Raw genomic sequence first — 16,741 nt, 5'->3', positions numbered from 1 at the left:
AGGTGGTTGTTGGATTTTAAATGGATTTATAGATGTAATTAAGCAAGCTGATTCTTATTCCTTAAAGCATAAGCACTTAAGGCAATGCCACCAATCACCAGAAAGGTAGAAATCATCTCGGCCTGGGTAAATGAAAGGCCAAAAACATGATATTTTGAATTTACACGAATTAATTCGATACAGAAACGCTCTATTCCATTTAAAATCATGTAAATACCGAACATTAAACCGGGTGCCTTTATTTTATCCCTGATTTTCCACAGGAAGGCAAAAAGGATCAGGCAGATAACCACTTCATAAATTGGCGTTGGATAAACACCCTGAGCCAGTTCGTTACAGAATTTTCCGCTACAACCCGGGATGGGAATTCCTTCTCCTACCACGTTATTTGGATATTTGTATGACCATAACCAATCAGGCAGCCACGAAAAGGGTTTGGGGTTTGGATTTACAATTCCCCAGTCGCCATCGCCAGCTAAGTGACAGCCAATACGGCCAACGGCATAAGCCAGCATCATTCCCGGGCCACCCACATCAAGCATATGCAGGGGTTTAATGCCATTTCTTTTGGCGATGATTAATACCGCTGCCCCACCACAGATTAAACCTCCGTAAAAAGTTAAGCCGCTAAAAGATAATAATCTTTCTATAGGGTGTTGAATAAAATCATCCCAATATTCTAAATTGTCAAAAAATTTAGCCCCTAAGAAACCCCAAATTGCAGCCCAAACAACCAGGTTGCTCATGATCTGGTAAGGATGAACGGTAACCAGGGTCTCCTTTGGTTTATCGAGTTTATGCTTATTTTTTTCCGTGTAATCCCAATAAGCAAACAGACCTGCGAAAAGCAGGCCGCCAATTATATTTCCTTTCGCCGACATTAATATGCCTTGCGCGTCGTTTACAAAAAGCTTGTAATTTAACAGGGCATAAACCAATTTATAACCAATCACGAAGCCAAAAAGACCGTTCATAATCAGTTCTGATGCCGTAGCAGGTTTACCTATTACTACTGTTTTTTTTATTGGATGGAGTATGCCCAGTGCTTCTTTACGCTTAAGTTCTTTAGTAAAAGCCCAGTAGCCGGCCACAAATGCCAGCGCCACAAAAACACCGAAAGTATTAAACGGAAGCGGTAAATTAATGCCGAAAAGGTATTCTAAAAAATGTGAAACGGTAGGAAACATACAAATAATTTGTTGCGAAGATAGGAAAGAAAGACCAAAGCTGAAAGACTAAAGAGCAAAGGCTAAGGGATATTCTTTCATACAATCGTCATTCTAAACTTGTTTCAGAATCCTTTGGCATTTAACCGCAAAGGGCGCAGAGTTAAAGGCGCAGGGCCTACAAAGCTTGTTACATTAAAGATTCTTCACCACGTTCAGAATGAGAGCAAGAAATACGGGATCAGGACTAAAGACAGTGGACTAAACTAATGATGTGCGTAAACGGTTTCCAGTTCAGCAACTTCTACTTCACCATCAGCAGTAATTTCAATCAGCTTAACCGCTTTTAGTTCGTTCACCATTAATGGATCGTACTTGGCACGTACCTTTACATAATTTTTGGTAAAGCCATGCATATAACCTGATTTTTGGTCTGCTTCAAAGAGTACTTCACCTTCGCTACCCAGTTGCGATTCGTAAAAAGCCCTGCGTTTCTTATCAGATAAAATGTGCAGCATTTTGCTGCGCTCGTTACGCTCACTTCCTGCCACAACACCTTTCATTTCGGCTGCCACCGTTAATTCGCGCTCAGAATACGTAAATACGTGCAGGTAAGAAATGTCCAGTTGATTTAAGAACTGGTAAGTATCCAGGAAATCTTCTTTTGTTTCGCCCGGAAAACCCACAATAACATCAACACCGATACAACAGTGTGGCATTACTTCTTTTATTTTGGCAACACGCTCTACATACAAATCGCGACGGTAACGACGACGCATCAGGCCTAAGATTTTATCCGAACCTGATTGCAAAGGAATGTGAAAATGCGGAACAAACCTTTTTGAAGTAGCCACAAATTCGATTATTTCGTTACTCAAAAGGTTAGGTTCAATTGATGAAATACGGATTCTTTCGATTCCTTCAACCTCATCCAGTGCTTTAATCAAATCAAAAAATTTATCTTCCCTTTGGCCATTGCGGATACCGAAATCGCCTAAGTTTACCCCTGTTAACACAATTTCTTTTACGCCGCTTTCAGCAATCATTTTTGCGCGGTTCACCACATTTTCGATGGTATCGCTACGGCTTGCGCCACGTGCTAAAGGAATAGTACAATAGGTACACGGATAATCGCAACCATCCTGCACTTTTAAAAAAGTTCGTGTTCTGTCGCCGATGGAATAAGAAGCAATAAAATTATGGTTTACTTTTTCAATACTCTGCTGATGGACAACTGTTTTGGGCTGTTTAGTTAAATCGGTTATGTATTCTACAATCCTGAATTTTTCTGCAGCACCCAAAACCATATCGACACCTTCAATTTCGGCAATTTCCTGTGGTTTTAACTGCGCATAGCAGCCTACAATGGTTACAAATGCATTTGGAGAATATTTTAAAGCTTCCTTAACAACTTTACGGCATTTTTTATCTGCATGATCGGTAACCGAACAGGTGTTGATTACATATACATCGGCCTGATCCTGAAATTCTACCACAGCATAACCCGCATCGGTAAATAAACGACCGATCGTTGATGTTTCAGAGAAATTAAGTTTACAACCTAATGTATAAAATGCGACCTTTTTCATTGAGCCTGCAAAGATAGAAAAATAGATTTGAGTATTGCGATATGAAATACGAGATTAAAGGTAAATTACAGTTTATTAACAATACAATTTCTAATTTTCCGATTTTCAATCTGATGGTAAACGATCAACTGTAAGCTGCTGATGGCAAGCTATAAACTATTCTTCCTGCCAGCGATAACTTTCCTGCTCAAAGCCCGCTAAGTCCAATACCCTGCTGATTACTGTTCCGGCCACTTCCTCGATGCTTTTGGGCAAGCTATAAAAAGATGGGTTAGCCGGACAGATAATGCCACCGGCTTCGGTAACGGTTTTCATGTTGTTGATATGGATCAGGCTAAAAGGTGTATCGCGTACTACGGCAATCAGTTTTCTCCGCTCCTTTAATACCACATCTGCAGCCCTGGAGATCAGATCGTTTGAAATTCCGTGCGCTATACGCCCTAGTGTACCCATAGAACATGGAACAATGATCATGGTATCGTATTTTGCCGAACCAGATGCAAATGGCGCATTAAAATCGTTTTTGTTATAAAAAGTAAAGTTTTTGAAACTGTTATAATTCTGATTGCCCAATTCGAACTGCCAAACCTCTTTTGCATTGTCGCTCATCACCACACCAATGGCTTCAATCTGATCTTTTAAAACCGATAACTGATCGAATAAAACTTTAGCATAAATGGATCCGCTGGCCCCGGTTACTGCAACTATCACTTTCTTTTTTACCATAAAACAAAAGTAGGTTTTCTGTAAGGGATTAAAAATAAAAAAAGGGCCAGAACATTGTTCTGACCCTACATCTACCTATGAAAAACATACCCTCGAAAGGGTAAGAACAAATATATATAAATTTTTAAAAAAATATAAGGGAGAAATGTTAAATCGTATAAATCAATTATTTAACCTATTAATCGAATACAACAAACTGATTATCAATTAAATAATTTTTAACAAAAATTTACTAAAACTTTTTTTCAAGCAAAAAATACAGCTTTTTTAATAAAAAACAGATTTAAATGTATTACTATAAATACATAATAATTCAACAAATACTTACTTTACGCTTAGGTTATTCATTTTTACACTTTTAACGTTACAATTTTTTAATATTTATATAACCTGATAAAACAGATTGCAAAGGCTTATAAACTTATTGATTTTTAGTTTTTCTCCGTGCTGTAAGTCTTTCTATAAATCGCCATTTACCTTCAACATTTTAAGAAAAGGGCTTTTAAAGCCAAACAAAATCATTGAAAAATAACGGCTTAAAAGCAGGCAAAAACACAAATCGCTTATAATGTATACCATTTTGTATGATAAATATGATATTATCTTCAAAAATCGGTTGGCGATTAACTACTTAAGGGTTATATTTGAGAAAGTGTCAACTTAAATTTATGATAGACTTAGCCTCTCCATTCTTAAAAGCGTTATTAAAACATGCTAAGAGCCCTATAATTATTTTTAAGTTAAAACCGGTATTAGTGGTGGTAGAGCATAACGATGCTTACCAGGCTTTAATAGAGCGTATCGGAGGAAAATTGAAATTCTATGATATTAACATTATCCCCAATCTTTTAAGTGATGCCGAAAAGGTACTCCTGATTAAAACAGTACAAAAAGTAAGCGAACTAAAAGCGAGGCGTATGCTGGTGATTCACCCCATCTATTCTAACTCACCAAATGTAAAATGGGAGCTGGAATTTTCGCCGGTTTTACAGAATGATGGGCCAGTTGAATACATTATCTGTTCGCTAAGAGAAATTCCACAGGATGAAAATGACCTTGGGCATATTTTATTTGAACTTTCTGAAAGTGAAGCACGTTTTAGGGGCTTTTTTGAGCAGGCCCCTTTGGGCATGTGCGTATTAAAAGGTCCGGAGCTTATTACAGAGTATGCAAACGATAATATATTAAAACTCTGGGCCAAAACCAGAAAAGAAGTAATCGGGATTCCACAGGAAGAGGCACGCCCAGAACTCGGACAACAGCGAGCCCTTTTAGACCGTGTAAAAGATATTTTCAAGAATGGCCAACCATTGACCATAAATGAATTAAAAATTACCACACCGGTTGCAGACGGTTATTTTATAGCTTTTTATGAGCCGTTAAAAAATGATAAAAACGAAGTAACCCGGGTTCTGGTTATTATTAAAGATATTACAGAGCAGGTAAATTTTAAAAAAGAACTCCTTAAAGCTAAAGACATTCTAAAAATAGCGATGGATGCATCAGAAATGGGCTCGTGGAACATTGATCTGGAAAGCAAACAGGTACTTTTATCAGAAAGATCACAACAGATCTACGAACTGGAAAGTAATAGATTAGGTATTGAAGAAGCCAAATCGCTGGTAAGTGATGAAGATATTAAACACCTTACCAGTGGTATCAGGCGGGCATTGCACCACCGGAATGCATTCAATATCGAATACCAAATTAATTTGAATGGTATAAGCGCTAAAAACAAATGGTTAAGAACAGCGGGAAAAGCCTATTATAACGAAGAGGGAAAAGCCATTTATATTGCCGGAGCTGTTTTGGATATCACAGAACATAAGCAGGACGAAATCCGAAAAAACGACTTTATCGGCATGGTAAGTCATGAGCTTAAAACGCCTTTAACTTCGTTAAGCGCTTATATACAGCTTTTACAACATAAATTTAAAGAAACGGATAACGACTTTACCATTCAGATACTTGATAAGATTAATGTTCAATTAAAAAGAATGTCGTTAATGATTGATGGCTTTCTGAATGTATCCTTATTTGAATCCGGCAAAATTTTATTGAACAGAACCAATTTTAACCTGGTTGAATTAATTAAAACCGTAGCCGACGAAAATAGAATTGTTTTAACCAGCCATTTTATCCAGGTGATTGGTACGAAAGAAGTAGTTGTAAATGCCGATATGGATAAAATTGGCAATGTACTGAACAACCTGATTGGAAATGCAGCAAAATACTCAAAAAAACACTCTTTAATTGCTATAAAATGCGAAATACAAAACGGTTATGCAGTGGTGAGCGTAGAAGATGAAGGCATAGGCATTAAGGAAAATGACATACCCAAACTTTTTGAACGTTTTTACCGTGTAGAAAGCCCTGACACCAAAACAATTGCAGGATTTGGAGTTGGCCTTTACATTTGTGCCGAAGTAATTGAAAGACATCAGGGAAAAATATGGGCAGAAAGCAAATTTGGTAAGGGATCTACTTTTTATTTCAGCTTGCCTATATCCAAATGATAGATAACCTGCGCGCTCAATTTGCCTGGCAGTTGCAAAATTAAATCTTTATTTGTTCCATTTCCAATTGAACATTTACTGCCATTAAACCATGCTCGTGTAATTCTATTTCAAAAATTACCCTCGAATTTAAATTAATTAGACTAGATACATTATCTAATTGAAAGTGAATATCTTGGTCGTTTTCGTCAATAATGATTCCAAGTCCAGATTCAAAGTCAATCTGAGTAACATCTCCCTTCCTCATATCACCCATTGCAGCATATATTTTTCATAAATAATAAGCAATTATAGTTAAATTATGTATAATTAAAAATACATATTATATTTTTTTTGATTAATTATTAACCTTTATATACATCTGTTATTGCTGCTAAAACGAATTAACTTGCGCAAACAGGTTATTTTGATGTTAACGCATCCCGGAAAAATTATTTTATTTTATTTTAAATAACTGTTTTACAGCTTGTTATTATCAATAAAAAAAATTATATTTATAAGGCCAATCAAGCTTGTGCGTGTTATTAACGAATTAATCATCCCGATTATGAAAAATCTCCATCAAACCCCGAGCATTAAAGAAGAAATCATCCTATTATCTGAAGAAACAGATCGAAATTACTGGGCTAACCGGCTGGGTGTAAGTTCTGAAGTGTTAAAATCGGCAGTAAGGGCCACAAGGTGTATAACTTTAGATCAGATAACGGCTTATTTAAGTCAACGAAAAAAGTCAATTGGCATTTCTTAACCCATTAAGGATTAAGACCAAACTCCAACCGGCTAATGCTCAGTTGTGCACGAGTGCATAACCGTTCAGACCTGATGAGACTTATTAAATTGATGAGAACCACATCATCATGAGGATAAGCATTGAGAAGAGAACGGGCTTAATCAACGGGTACCAGGATACTCAGGCATGCTTTTCAAAATTGACTAAATTCCTTTTTGGAAGATATGTTTTAGCAGTCAAGGTGCTTACATACGCATTTTTTCCATACCGGAATGGAAAGATGCTTGCAAAAATCAGCAACATATACCTCGAGTGGAATGCACCCACATAAAAAAAGGATGGAAAATTAATTCCACCCTCTTTATAGGCTGTATGATGACATTATTTTTGCGATTGTTCAGGAGCTTTTCCGATCAGATCCATAAACTGGTCTAATTTAGGCGTAATTATAATTTGGGTACGCCTGTTTTTAGCTTTACCGGCTACAGTAGTATTATCAGCAATCGGGTTATACTCCCCTCGTCCACCTGCTGTTAAACGCTTAGGATCTACAGCGTACTTGGTCTGTAATGCCTGAACCACCGACGAAGCACGTAAGGCACTTAAATCCCAGTTGTTTCGGATATTAGTTTGAGCGATAGGCACATTATCGGTATTTCCTTCAATTAACACATCGTAAGTATCGTAATCTTTAATGATTTTGGCGATTTTACTCAACGTTGCCCCGGCTTTGTCAGAAATTTCGTAGCTACCGGATTTATACAACATGTTATCGGCCAAAGAAATATATACCACGCCTTTAAGTACCTGAACATCAACATCGCCCAGCTCCTCCCTACTTAGTGAGCGGGTTAAGTTATTGGTTAACACCATATTAAGCGAGTCGCTTTTATTTTTTGCGTTAACCAGCTGTTTGATGTATTTATTTGAACTATTAATTTCATCAACGAGTTTTGAAATATTAACATTTCCCTGGTTGCTCGAGTTTAAACATTTATTCAAAGCATCCTGCAGCGCAGTAACATTGGCTCTTTCTGAAGCAATCTGTTCTTCTAAACTTTTTACCCGGCTCGTGCTGCCACTAAGCTCGCGTTGGCTATCCTGGTATTTATTGCTGAGCTCCTGATTTCTTTCTCTTAATTTGGCATAGGTATCCTGAAGTTCGGCATACTTCTTATTGCTTACACAACCTGCAGCAAGTGCTACGGTAAAGAGCATGATGGGAATTGACCTGTATAATTTCATAATATTACATTATTTGTTTCTACTTCATCAACAAATTCCTTGCCGTAAAGTTTCGCAACGCGCATAGCCGGTGTTAAAAGGTGTTAATTTTTACCGAATCGAAACTCGCCAATGCTTTATAAGTTCGTAATCCAATACTGCCTGAGGGGTATTGCGCATCAGTGGCAGAAAGCGAAGGTTCAGCAGATCCATTGATAAAAACATCAAATTTGTCTCCCTTTGCCACTACTTTGATGTTAAACACTTTGTTCATTTCAACAGGGAATTTTTCAGAACTGATTACCGTCCATTTCTGCCCGTCAGCTTTTCCAAATAATACCGATCCCTTGACTTGATCTAAGCCAACATAATACCCCTGGTAAGCATCAGCGCCAATAGCGGGATTAGACACCCTGAACATTAAACCCGCATCGCCAGTGGTATTGATTTTAACATCTGCCTGATAAACAAAATCCTTGAAGTGTGTTCCATTAGCCACATATTTGGATCCGTTTATGCCATAACCACCTGAGCCTGGATTTGAGGAAACGTTCATCTGCCCATCTTTCCAAAACCAGCCACCACCGTAAAAGACCCAATTCCTGGCCATTCCATGATCAAAATTTTCAACAAAATTTTTATTTAATTTTTTTGGCTCGCCGATTACAGGAAAACAGCTTAGGCGAATATTTTCAGATCCGTAGGGCACCAGGATAATTTCTTCCTTTTTTTCAGCCGAAGCAACCGGGCTAAAGGGTACGTCAAAAGCAGACACTTTACGATAATCTAGGCCCCATGATGGAATCTTTTTTGCCTGAACCTTTATTTTAACAGGTGCAGTTGCAGCAATGAAAGGGTTTTCCATCATTTTAGATTTCAATACGCGGGCATTGCCCAAACTACCTTTATCCATCATTAGGCCATAATTCCACGAAGATTCCGGATGGGTTTCGTAATCTGTAAAGCCCGCAACCGGATGCACTTTGGTAACCTTATCTGCAGCTTTGATTTCCAGTGCGTAAACAATGGGGCCACGTGCTATACTTACAGAATTGTTTACCTGCGTTTGGGTAGTAATTTCCATCGGAAAATTAAGTTCCAATTGATCGTCGTTTTTCCATTCGCGCGTTAGGCTAAACATTTCCCCGGCCTTTACACCTTTCAAAACAACCCCATTTAACCTAATGCTTGGTTTTACACTCCAGGCCGGAATCCTTAAAATTAATGGAAAAGATGTAGGAGCTGTGAGTCCGACCTTTAGCCTGATCTGCTCTTCAAACGGATAATTGGTTTCCTCGGTAAGTTTTATTTTTTTGTTTCCGGCTACTATGGTTTCTATCTCCATGGGGCCATAGGTAATTATTGCCAAACCTTTTTGGGGGGTAGCCACTACACTATTTTTGACGAAATAAGGCCAGCCCATGTGCATATTATAACGGCAGCAGCCAAAGCCTGAATATGGACTGGAAATCATACCTGTAGAATAATCCTGATTAAAGCCATGCTCGCTATGAATATTCTGTACCTGATTGGGCAATGTGTAATAAGAGTGGTTTTTAAAATCGCGGCTAAACTGCGCAGGCAGCGCATTAAAGGCCACTTTTTCCAACTGATCGCCAATTTTGGCCTCATGAATAACTTTCGCTGCAGTTTCTAAACTCTGCATCCATTCTACCACCGTACAGGTTTCAACCCCTTGTATACTGCTCGTACCCGCCAGAAATTCGGTTCCCGAACCCAAGCCTTCCGGCTGGCCATGGTCGCGCATAATATGAGTTATACCTTTAGCAAATGCTTCAAGATTAGATGGAAGATCCTGAAGCTGGGCGTAAACTACCGGGAATTTTAAGGCCTGGGCCACATTCACCATGTGTTTTGGCTGGAAATCGTCGCCGAAAAAGTAAAATCCGTTATTGCTGTAAATATCAATCCAGGGATACGCCTGTTGTTTTAACTTTTCTACAAGTTTTAACAAATCCTGATCTCCGGTTTTATTGTAAAGCCAAATGGCAATTTCCATGTTATCGCCCGCTCTTGCTTTAGCCCACTCACTCAAGGGATCAGCATCGAGGTTATTAAGTTCATATTTAAAGTATTTTGAGAGGAACGGGATAACCCTCTGATCATTTGTGGCTTCATAATAGCTCTGCAAAGCATACATCATGGGCATACGGGGCCACCAATCTTTCATTTTCGGCGGACCAAATGATCCGTTAGCCTGTTGATTATTTAGAGTCCAATCGATATATTTTTGCGCTTTCGCTTTTAGCTTGGGATCATCTAGAGTATAAGCCAATGCAACCAAACCCTTAACATAATAGGGTACGCGCTCCCAGCTATTACCCGATCCGCCCAGCCAATCGGTATTTTTACCCAGGTTATCTTTCTCCGGATATAATTCTTCAGCCATTCCGGTTGCACCGTCTCGCTGTTGCTCCAACTGCTTTAACAACCATCCTCTGGCCTTTATGCTTCCAATGGGCAACTGCACGAAAACCTCTTGTTTTAAAGGTGTTTTGTTCAACTCATTTAAACTTTGAGCGCATAAATACGGTATGGATGAACCAGAAAGCAGGAAATATAAAAGGGTTACTAATTTCTTCATAAAAAGGATATTGGTTAGCTACTTATTTATAAAACTAATAAATATCCCCTAACATTAAAACGATTTAGTAAAAAATAAAAGCAATTGAAGATTTTGAAATATTAACCATATAAAATAACCCCAACAACTTAGGTATAATAAATTGTTGGGGTTAATGCGAAGGGCTTACCGGGGGAAGTTACTTTTTGCCAAAAGTGACCCCCTGCCATGTATCGGTTCTAAAAGGTGAGGCTGGCAAACCATCGTTGCTCACCAGGTTACAGACCGGATTATTGCCCCAGGCATAACGAACAGCAACCGGATTTGCTACCTGATTGCTGCTGACGATAAGCTGGTTCCCTTTAATACTGGCTTTGGCCCAGTAAAATTTCTTATCTGCTCCGGCAATGGCAAAACCTGTTGGTGCTGCACCATCTGCAGTCTTTAACCCATTTTGGCTATTGCCAAATGTTAACAGCATTTGTTTTCCATCAACTTTACTTGATTGGTAAACAGGACCGGAATAGTTTATTTTTTGGCCATACGTTTTGGCCAGGGCAATTAACGCCAATCGCCTACCAACTTCCTGTTTATTTTTAGGGTGGATATCTTTCGCATCGCCAATATCAATAATAGTGGCCATGCCGGTATTGGGTAAAGCCAATGTTTTTTGCTGTGCCTCTCTAAGCTCTGCCCAGGCAGATTCTGCTGGTGTGTTATCAACCTGCATAAAATTGGCCAACTGCACAAAATAAAAAGGAAAATCTCCCTGTGCCCATTTCTGTCGCCAATCTTTAATCATGGCAGGAAATAGTTCGCGGTATTGGTAAGCTCTATCGGCATTAGCCTCGCCCTGATACCAAATAGCTCCTTTAATTGAAAACTGCTGATATGGGTGAATCATGGCATTGTACAAAACAGTAGGTCTATTCGGGCCATTTTCTTCGTAGGGTTTAGCTTCAATATTTTTAAAATCCAAACCTATTTTATATTTCCAGTCGCCTGTTAATGATATTTTTTCTGTTGTATTGTTTGTTAAGCTCAACTCTTTGGCATCACCGTATATACCGCCACCGCCGCCGCTGTCAAAAACCCTTACGGTAATGGTATTTTCACCTGCTTTGAGCAAGTTTGCGGGTACCGAATATGTTCTGCCAACGTTATACCCTACCGTTTCTCCTACTTTCGTTCCATTTACAAAGGTGATATCATTATCATCAATCGGGCCTAAATTAAGTTTAACCTCTTTTGTTTTCCAGTTTTCAGGGAGGATAAACTTTTTGGTAAACCATACTATGCCGTCGAAATCCCTAAGCCCTGCGTCTTCCCACATGGTTGGCAAAGTCATGTTTTTCCAACCTGTAGTTTCTGTTAAAGCCCATTTCGCTTCACCAGCCTGATATCCTGAATCTTTTTCGGTGGTAATCTTAATCCAGTTCTGCACTTTTTCTTCGTAAGAAACCGTTGAAGTGCTGGTTGCTGATTTTTGGATTTTATCAACTGCGGCAGAAAAATCGGCCATTTTTTTTAGCGTTTCGGCACTTGTCCAGGCTTCAGCAACTGTCCCTCCCCAAGAGGTATGGATCAGGCCGATTGGAATTTTTGTCTTTTCATATATCTCGCGTGCAAAAAAATAGGCTGTTGAAGAAAATTCAGCGATATATTTGGGACTGCATTCCTGCCATCCGCCATTGGCTACTTTAGCATCGTTGAGCGGAAAATTACTGGTCACATGCTCCGCCTGTAATAAACGGATATTTGGATACTTCGCCTCTGCGATCTCTTCTTCACTGTTGAGGATTTTTCCCCAGCCTGCTAAAGGCATTTCCATATTAGACTGGCCGGAGCAAATCCAAACGTCGCCAATTAACACATTATTCAGCACCAATAGTTCTCCATCGGAAATGGTAATCGAATATGGGCCACCATAAGCTGGTGTTGCCACCTTAATTTTCCAGTTACCGCCGGCATCGGCAATGGCCCCGTAATTAATTTTATTCCACGAAACCGTTACCTTAACCGCTTTACCAGCTGTAGCTTTTCCCCAAATGGCGGCATTGTTTTTTTGCTGTAAAACCATATTATCACTAAATACCGACGGCAATAAAATTTTTGACTGTACAAGTTGCGAACTGAAGAGAAATAATACGATAAAGGGTACAGAAATTAACTTAGGGATGCTCATATCTTGATCTGTTATTTAGTTATAAAAAAGCGAATGTACATTTTCTGCCTGTTAGCATCAATATATCTGCTCTCACAAATTTATAATAAAAATGGAGCAAAATTTCATTTAATTAGTTTGGGTAAGAATATCATTTTGCTTATTTTGCAGATCTAATAAGAAGAATGCTGGTGCTAAGTTAATTAGCCGGATGTTCTCTCAAACTACTGAATTAATGGTTAAGATTTTTATAGGCGGCCTTCCCGACAATATCCAAGAGATGGATTTGGCAATATTGGTTAGCCTTCACGGCAGAGTAGAAACAATTAAAATTGTTCGCGACAGGGCTACCGGCAAATGTAAAGGATATGCTTTTTTAGAAATATACAGTTTACAGGATGCAAAAAATATAGTATCTACCTTAAATGGTGAGACCTTTAAAGGTAATGTAATTACGGTTAAAGTTTCTGAAGAGCAAAGCACCGTTAAAACAGCTAAACCAAAAAACAATCAGGTTTTTAAAAGTAAGAGACCCCGGCTACAGCGCTAATTGTGTTTAACACTTCAGCAAATACAGGGTTAGTGGTATCAGTGTGAGCGATAGAACAATCTTTGTTTGCCATGTTACTTTACTGGGGTAATAAAAACTGGACAGACTTAGCCGTTTCTGATCTATAATGATTAGCTCCCATCAATTCGACTTATTTATAGGTAAATTGCCGAAATAAATTCGGCATGCGATTACAAGATAATTTATATTACCGAAACCGCTTAAGATCTTTCCGGGAAGCAATTTATACAAAAGAGGCTGCACCTGTTTATGATACAACCTCTTTTATTACAATAACTTATACTTACCGCTATACAATCACAAAAACCATGTAAGCCCTGGGCACAATAAATTGTTTTTCAAGCCCTGTTCTGCTTAGTATATCCTGGTCATCTCAATTTAATTGAACAAACTGCTTCCGTTATCGGTTTGGGCGGTATAGGAATCGAGCTTGAGACCGAATTGTAATGAATATTTAGAAGACAGCTCTTCGATTAAATCGGCAATTTTTTCTTCTTTAACAATGTTAATGGTACAGCCACCAAAGCCCGCGCCCATCATCCTGGCACCCAATACGTAATCTAAAGGTTTCACTGCTTCAACCAAAAAATCCAGCTCTTTACAGCTTACTTCATAATCCTTGCTTAAACCTTCGTGCGTTTCGAACATCAGATTTCCCAAACCTTGCAGATTACCATTTTCCAGTTGTTCTGCAGCGGTTAATAAACGTCCGATTTCTTTCACCACAAAGCTGCATTTTACGAATACATCTTCATCTTTTGGCTTAACATGAGCTTCTAACATACTTAAATCTACATCACGTAATGTATTTACGTTGGGGTAATATTCTTTTACCCAGGCTACCCCTTGCTCACATTGTGCTCTTCTTTTGTTGTAAGCCGAATCGGCCAATGCATGTTTTACATTAGTATTTAACAGCAAAAGTTTATAGCCATCAAGCTTTAAAGGAATATAAATATGTTTCATCGATCTGCAATCGAGCATAATGGCATGATCCTTTTTACCGAATACAGATGCAAACTGATCCATGATTCCGCAGTTAACGCCGGCAAATGTCTGTTCTGCCTTTTGCGCAATCAATGCAAGATCTGTTTTAGAAATGGAAAGGGAAAAAAGCTGATCGAGGGCAAATCCGGTTGCGCATTCTACGGCAGCCGATGAAGACAGTCCGGCACCTAATGGTACATCGCCGTCGATGTAAAAGTTAAAGCCCCCTAACTGAAAACCTCTTTCTATTAACTGATCGGCCACACCTAAAATGTAGTTTGCCCAGCTGTTTTCTGATTTCTTTAAGCTTTTTACCGACGAAATATCAAACTGCTGATAACTTTCTGAAAATAAATGAATTTCATCATCCTCTCTTTCAGATATGGCCACATAAATGGCTTTATCGATAGCGGCAGGCATTACAAAACCTCCATTGTAATCGGTATGTTCGCCAATAATATTGATTCTTCCCGGCGAGCGGACCAAAATAGGTTCGGCATTGAAAAGTTTTTTAAAGGTACTTTTTAAGTGTTGTGCGTTCATGATAAATTAATAAGCTTTAGTCTTCAGCTTTGCTGTTTTTATAGTGTAGGGTAGACATTTCTTTCAGGCGGTTTGCCGCAAATTCAGGGGTAATATCACGCTGGGGGTTGGCCAGCATTTCGTAGCCTACCATAAATTTTTTAACTGATGCCGAGCGCAGTAACGGCGGGTAAAAATGCATATGCCAATGCCATTCGGGATAATAACCATTGTTTACCGGCGCCTGGTGCATGCCTGCAGAGTAAGGGAAAGAGGTTTCGAACAGGTTATCGTATTTGGTGGTGAGTATCTTAATGGCTTCTGCTAAGGATTTCTTCTCTGCATCTGTAAACAATTTGATGCTATTTACATGGCGCTTGCTGATGATCATGGTTTCGTATGGCCAAACAGCCCAAAAAGGCACCAATACGGCAAAATGATCATTTTCGAATATAATGCGTTCATTTTTCTTTTGCTCCAGCTTTAAGTAATCGCCAAGCAAACTTCTCCTGTGGATGGCATAGTAAGTTTTCTGACGCTCGGTTTCCTTGGCAATTTCTAAGGGGATATCGCTCTGCGACCAGATCTGCCCGTGAGGATGCGGGTTGCTGCAGCCCATTATTTCGCCTTTATTTTCGAAAATCTGAATGTATTTGATCCAATTATTCTGGGCAAGGCTATTAAACTCATGCTGCCAAACCTCTACGACCGCCGTTATGGCTTCTACACTCATTTCAGGAAGTGTGAGGTTATGTTTAGGGCTAAAACTGATTACCCTGCAAAGCCCTCTCTGGTTATTGGCTACCAGTAAATCATCTTCATTCATTTCGCCCTCAGGTGTATTTTCCAGCAAAGCGGCGAAATCATTGTTAAAGACAAAACTTTCGGTATAGTTAGGGTTGCTATCGCCATCTGCCCTGCCATTACCGGGGCATAAATAACATTTAGCGTCGTATTCCGGACGGTTATCTGGCGTTAGCTCTTCAACCTTACCCTGCCAGGGCCTCTTAGTACGGTGCGGAGAAACTAAAACCCATTCTCCGGTTAATACATTTAACCGGGTGTGTGGGTTACTATCAAGTTCGAATGTTTGGTTCATTTTATATCTTCAAATTGGTTAGAGAAAAGAAAGCACTTGGCTTAACCTATCCAGGCCGGCAAATTATAAAATTATTATTAATTGTCAAAACGACAATTAATAATAATTTTTATTTCCGTAAAAATTTGAACATATTAAGCCCTTTAAAATATCAGATAAAAAATGATTGAATATTCCAGGCAACCGCATTATCTTGTTGCTGTTGATTGCATAGTATTTGGATTTGATGGTGAACACCTGAAAATTTTGTTGGTTAAGCGGGGCTTAGAACCTGAAATAAACAAATGGAGTTTAATAGGTGGTTTTGTGGGTGCCGATGAGAGTCCGGATGATGCCGCAAACAGGGTACTCAAAAAAATGACCGGTTTAGAAGGTGTTTATCTGGAGCAGATGCAGATTTATGGAGATCCTGGCCGCGACCCTATCGAAAGAACATTTTCTGTGGGTTATTTTGCCCTTATCGATATCCATAAATACCAAGCGCAATTAAATGATGATTATGAAGCGGAGTGGTTTTTGATTAATGATCGGCCAAAACTGATTTTCGATCATAACCAAATGGTGGCGGATGCCCGGAAAAAATTAAGGTACAAGGCAGCACTCCACCCTATCCTGTTCGAAATGCTGCCAAAAAAATTTACCATACCGCAGCTGCATATTCTGTTTGAAGAGGTTAACGATACTAAAATTGATACGCGCAATTTCAGCCGTAAAATTACCTCAACCGGTTTGCTGATCAAGCTGGCTGAGAAAGACAAAACAGGCTCTAAAAAAGGAGCATTTTATTTTAAACTGGATAAAAAGAAATACATTGCTAACTCACAGGCTTTCTTAAATTTAATTCCTAATTTAAGAGTATAAAC

The 16,741-nt window shown here is 39.0% G+C and carries 12 protein-coding genes; 4 read left to right on the top strand and 8 right to left on the bottom strand.

The genetic code is table 11. From position 1 onward, the window contains the following. Nucleotides 1-38 precede the first annotated feature (38 nt). The 3 genes from GGQ60_RS12760 to GGQ60_RS12750 form a co-directional block, all read right to left on the bottom strand. The gene (locus tag GGQ60_RS12760; RefSeq protein ID WP_183764574.1) at nucleotides 39-1,187 is read right to left on the bottom strand and encodes a prolipoprotein diacylglyceryl transferase; all 1,149 of its coding nucleotides are present in this window, start codon (nucleotides 1,185-1,187) and stop codon (nucleotides 39-41) included. Between the two features lie 245 nt (nucleotides 1,188-1,432). Next, on the bottom strand, nucleotides 1,433-2,755 hold the full coding sequence (gene mtaB / locus GGQ60_RS12755; protein ID WP_183764572.1) for a tRNA (N(6)-L-threonylcarbamoyladenosine(37)-C(2))-methylthiotransferase MtaB: 1,323 nt from the start codon (nucleotides 2,753-2,755) through the stop codon (nucleotides 1,433-1,435). A gap of 156 nt (nucleotides 2,756-2,911) precedes the next feature. Next, nucleotides 2,912-3,481 (bottom strand): UbiX family flavin prenyltransferase, encoded by a 570-nt coding sequence (locus tag GGQ60_RS12750; RefSeq protein WP_183764569.1) that lies wholly within the window; start codon nucleotides 3,479-3,481, stop codon nucleotides 2,912-2,914. Nucleotides 3,482-4,149: 668 nt separating this feature from the next. Here GGQ60_RS12750 and GGQ60_RS12745 point away from each other — a divergent pair. Together GGQ60_RS12745 and GGQ60_RS12740 are read left to right on the top strand one after the other, a co-directional pair. Further along, nucleotides 4,150-5,997: a PAS domain-containing sensor histidine kinase gene (locus GGQ60_RS12745; protein WP_183764567.1), complete on the top strand. Its 1,848-nt coding sequence runs from the start codon at nucleotides 4,150-4,152 to the stop codon at nucleotides 5,995-5,997. Between the two features lie 547 nt (nucleotides 5,998-6,544). Next, nucleotides 6,545-6,745 (top strand): DUF3606 domain-containing protein, encoded by a 201-nt coding sequence (locus GGQ60_RS12740; protein ID WP_183764564.1) that lies wholly within the window; start codon nucleotides 6,545-6,547, stop codon nucleotides 6,743-6,745. Nucleotides 6,746-7,108: 363 nt separating this feature from the next. Here GGQ60_RS12740 and GGQ60_RS12735 read toward each other — a convergent pair whose 3' ends face one another. The 3 genes from GGQ60_RS12735 to GGQ60_RS12725 form a co-directional block, all read right to left on the bottom strand. Beyond that, nucleotides 7,109-7,972 (bottom strand): OmpA/MotB family protein, encoded by an 864-nt coding sequence (locus tag GGQ60_RS12735; RefSeq protein WP_183764561.1) that lies wholly within the window; start codon nucleotides 7,970-7,972, stop codon nucleotides 7,109-7,111. Between the two features lie 73 nt (nucleotides 7,973-8,045). Then, nucleotides 8,046-10,556, bottom strand: coding sequence for a beta-L-arabinofuranosidase domain-containing protein (locus tag GGQ60_RS12730; protein WP_183764558.1), 2,511 nt, complete (start codon nucleotides 10,554-10,556; stop codon nucleotides 8,046-8,048). Between the two features lie 178 nt (nucleotides 10,557-10,734). Beyond that, a complete protein-coding gene (locus GGQ60_RS12725) occupies nucleotides 10,735-12,720 on the bottom strand; it encodes a sialate O-acetylesterase (protein ID WP_183764555.1) in 1,986 nt (661 codons plus the stop codon). Nucleotides 12,721-12,934: 214 nt separating this feature from the next. On the opposite strand from GGQ60_RS12725, the gene GGQ60_RS12720 reads away from it, so the two are divergent. Next, nucleotides 12,935-13,249, top strand: a complete 315-nt coding sequence (locus GGQ60_RS12720; RefSeq protein WP_229685006.1) for an RNA recognition motif domain-containing protein — start codon at nucleotides 12,935-12,937, stop codon at nucleotides 13,247-13,249. 399 nt (nucleotides 13,250-13,648) lie between these two features. Here GGQ60_RS12720 and GGQ60_RS12715 read toward each other — a convergent pair whose 3' ends face one another. Next, on the bottom strand, nucleotides 13,649-14,800 hold the full coding sequence (locus GGQ60_RS12715; protein ID WP_183764549.1) for a galactokinase: 1,152 nt from the start codon (nucleotides 14,798-14,800) through the stop codon (nucleotides 13,649-13,651). Nucleotides 14,801-14,816: 16 nt separating this feature from the next. Beyond that, the gene (locus GGQ60_RS12710; RefSeq protein ID WP_183764546.1) at nucleotides 14,817-15,878 is read right to left on the bottom strand and encodes a UDP-glucose--hexose-1-phosphate uridylyltransferase; all 1,062 of its coding nucleotides are present in this window, start codon (nucleotides 15,876-15,878) and stop codon (nucleotides 14,817-14,819) included. A gap of 162 nt (nucleotides 15,879-16,040) precedes the next feature. Between GGQ60_RS12710 and GGQ60_RS12705 the strand changes: the two genes are divergently transcribed. Then, nucleotides 16,041-16,739 (top strand): NUDIX hydrolase, encoded by a 699-nt coding sequence (locus GGQ60_RS12705; protein WP_183764544.1) that lies wholly within the window; start codon nucleotides 16,041-16,043, stop codon nucleotides 16,737-16,739. The last annotated feature ends 2 nt before the right edge of the window (nucleotides 16,740-16,741 follow it).

Source organism: Pedobacter zeae, from assembly GCF_014196715.1.
GTDB lineage: Bacteria > Bacteroidota > Bacteroidia > Sphingobacteriales > Sphingobacteriaceae > Pedobacter > Pedobacter zeae.
The sequence above is the reverse complement of the archived record's forward strand: the minus strand, read 5'-3'. Positions and strand labels throughout refer to the sequence as shown.

What these genes read in the sequence shown, in the direction of transcription:
- GGQ60_RS12715 (WP_183764549.1), bottom strand. Translation starts at nt 14,800, where the DNA reads ATGAACGCACAACACTTAAAAAGTACCTTTAAAAAACTTTTCAATGCC.
- GGQ60_RS12750 (WP_183764569.1), bottom strand. Translation starts at nt 3,481, where the DNA reads ATGGTAAAAAAGAAAGTGATAGTTGCAGTAACCGGGGCCAGCGGATCC.
- GGQ60_RS12745 (WP_183764567.1), top strand. Translation starts at nt 4,150, where the DNA reads ATGATAGACTTAGCCTCTCCATTCTTAAAAGCGTTATTAAAACATGCT.
- GGQ60_RS12705 (WP_183764544.1), top strand. Translation starts at nt 16,041, where the DNA reads ATGATTGAATATTCCAGGCAACCGCATTATCTTGTTGCTGTTGATTGC.
- GGQ60_RS12740 (WP_183764564.1), top strand. Translation starts at nt 6,545, where the DNA reads ATGAAAAATCTCCATCAAACCCCGAGCATTAAAGAAGAAATCATCCTA.
- GGQ60_RS12725 (WP_183764555.1), bottom strand. Translation starts at nt 12,720, where the DNA reads ATGAGCATCCCTAAGTTAATTTCTGTACCCTTTATCGTATTATTTCTC.
- GGQ60_RS12730 (WP_183764558.1), bottom strand. Translation starts at nt 10,556, where the DNA reads ATGAAGAAATTAGTAACCCTTTTATATTTCCTGCTTTCTGGTTCATCC.
- GGQ60_RS12760 (WP_183764574.1), bottom strand. Translation starts at nt 1,187, where the DNA reads ATGTTTCCTACCGTTTCACATTTTTTAGAATACCTTTTCGGCATTAAT.
- mtaB (WP_183764572.1), bottom strand. Translation starts at nt 2,755, where the DNA reads ATGAAAAAGGTCGCATTTTATACATTAGGTTGTAAACTTAATTTCTCT.
- GGQ60_RS12710 (WP_183764546.1), bottom strand. Translation starts at nt 15,878, where the DNA reads ATGAACCAAACATTCGAACTTGATAGTAACCCACACACCCGGTTAAAT.
- GGQ60_RS12720 (WP_229685006.1), top strand. Translation starts at nt 12,935, where the DNA reads ATGGTTAAGATTTTTATAGGCGGCCTTCCCGACAATATCCAAGAGATG.
- GGQ60_RS12735 (WP_183764561.1), bottom strand. Translation starts at nt 7,972, where the DNA reads ATGAAATTATACAGGTCAATTCCCATCATGCTCTTTACCGTAGCACTT.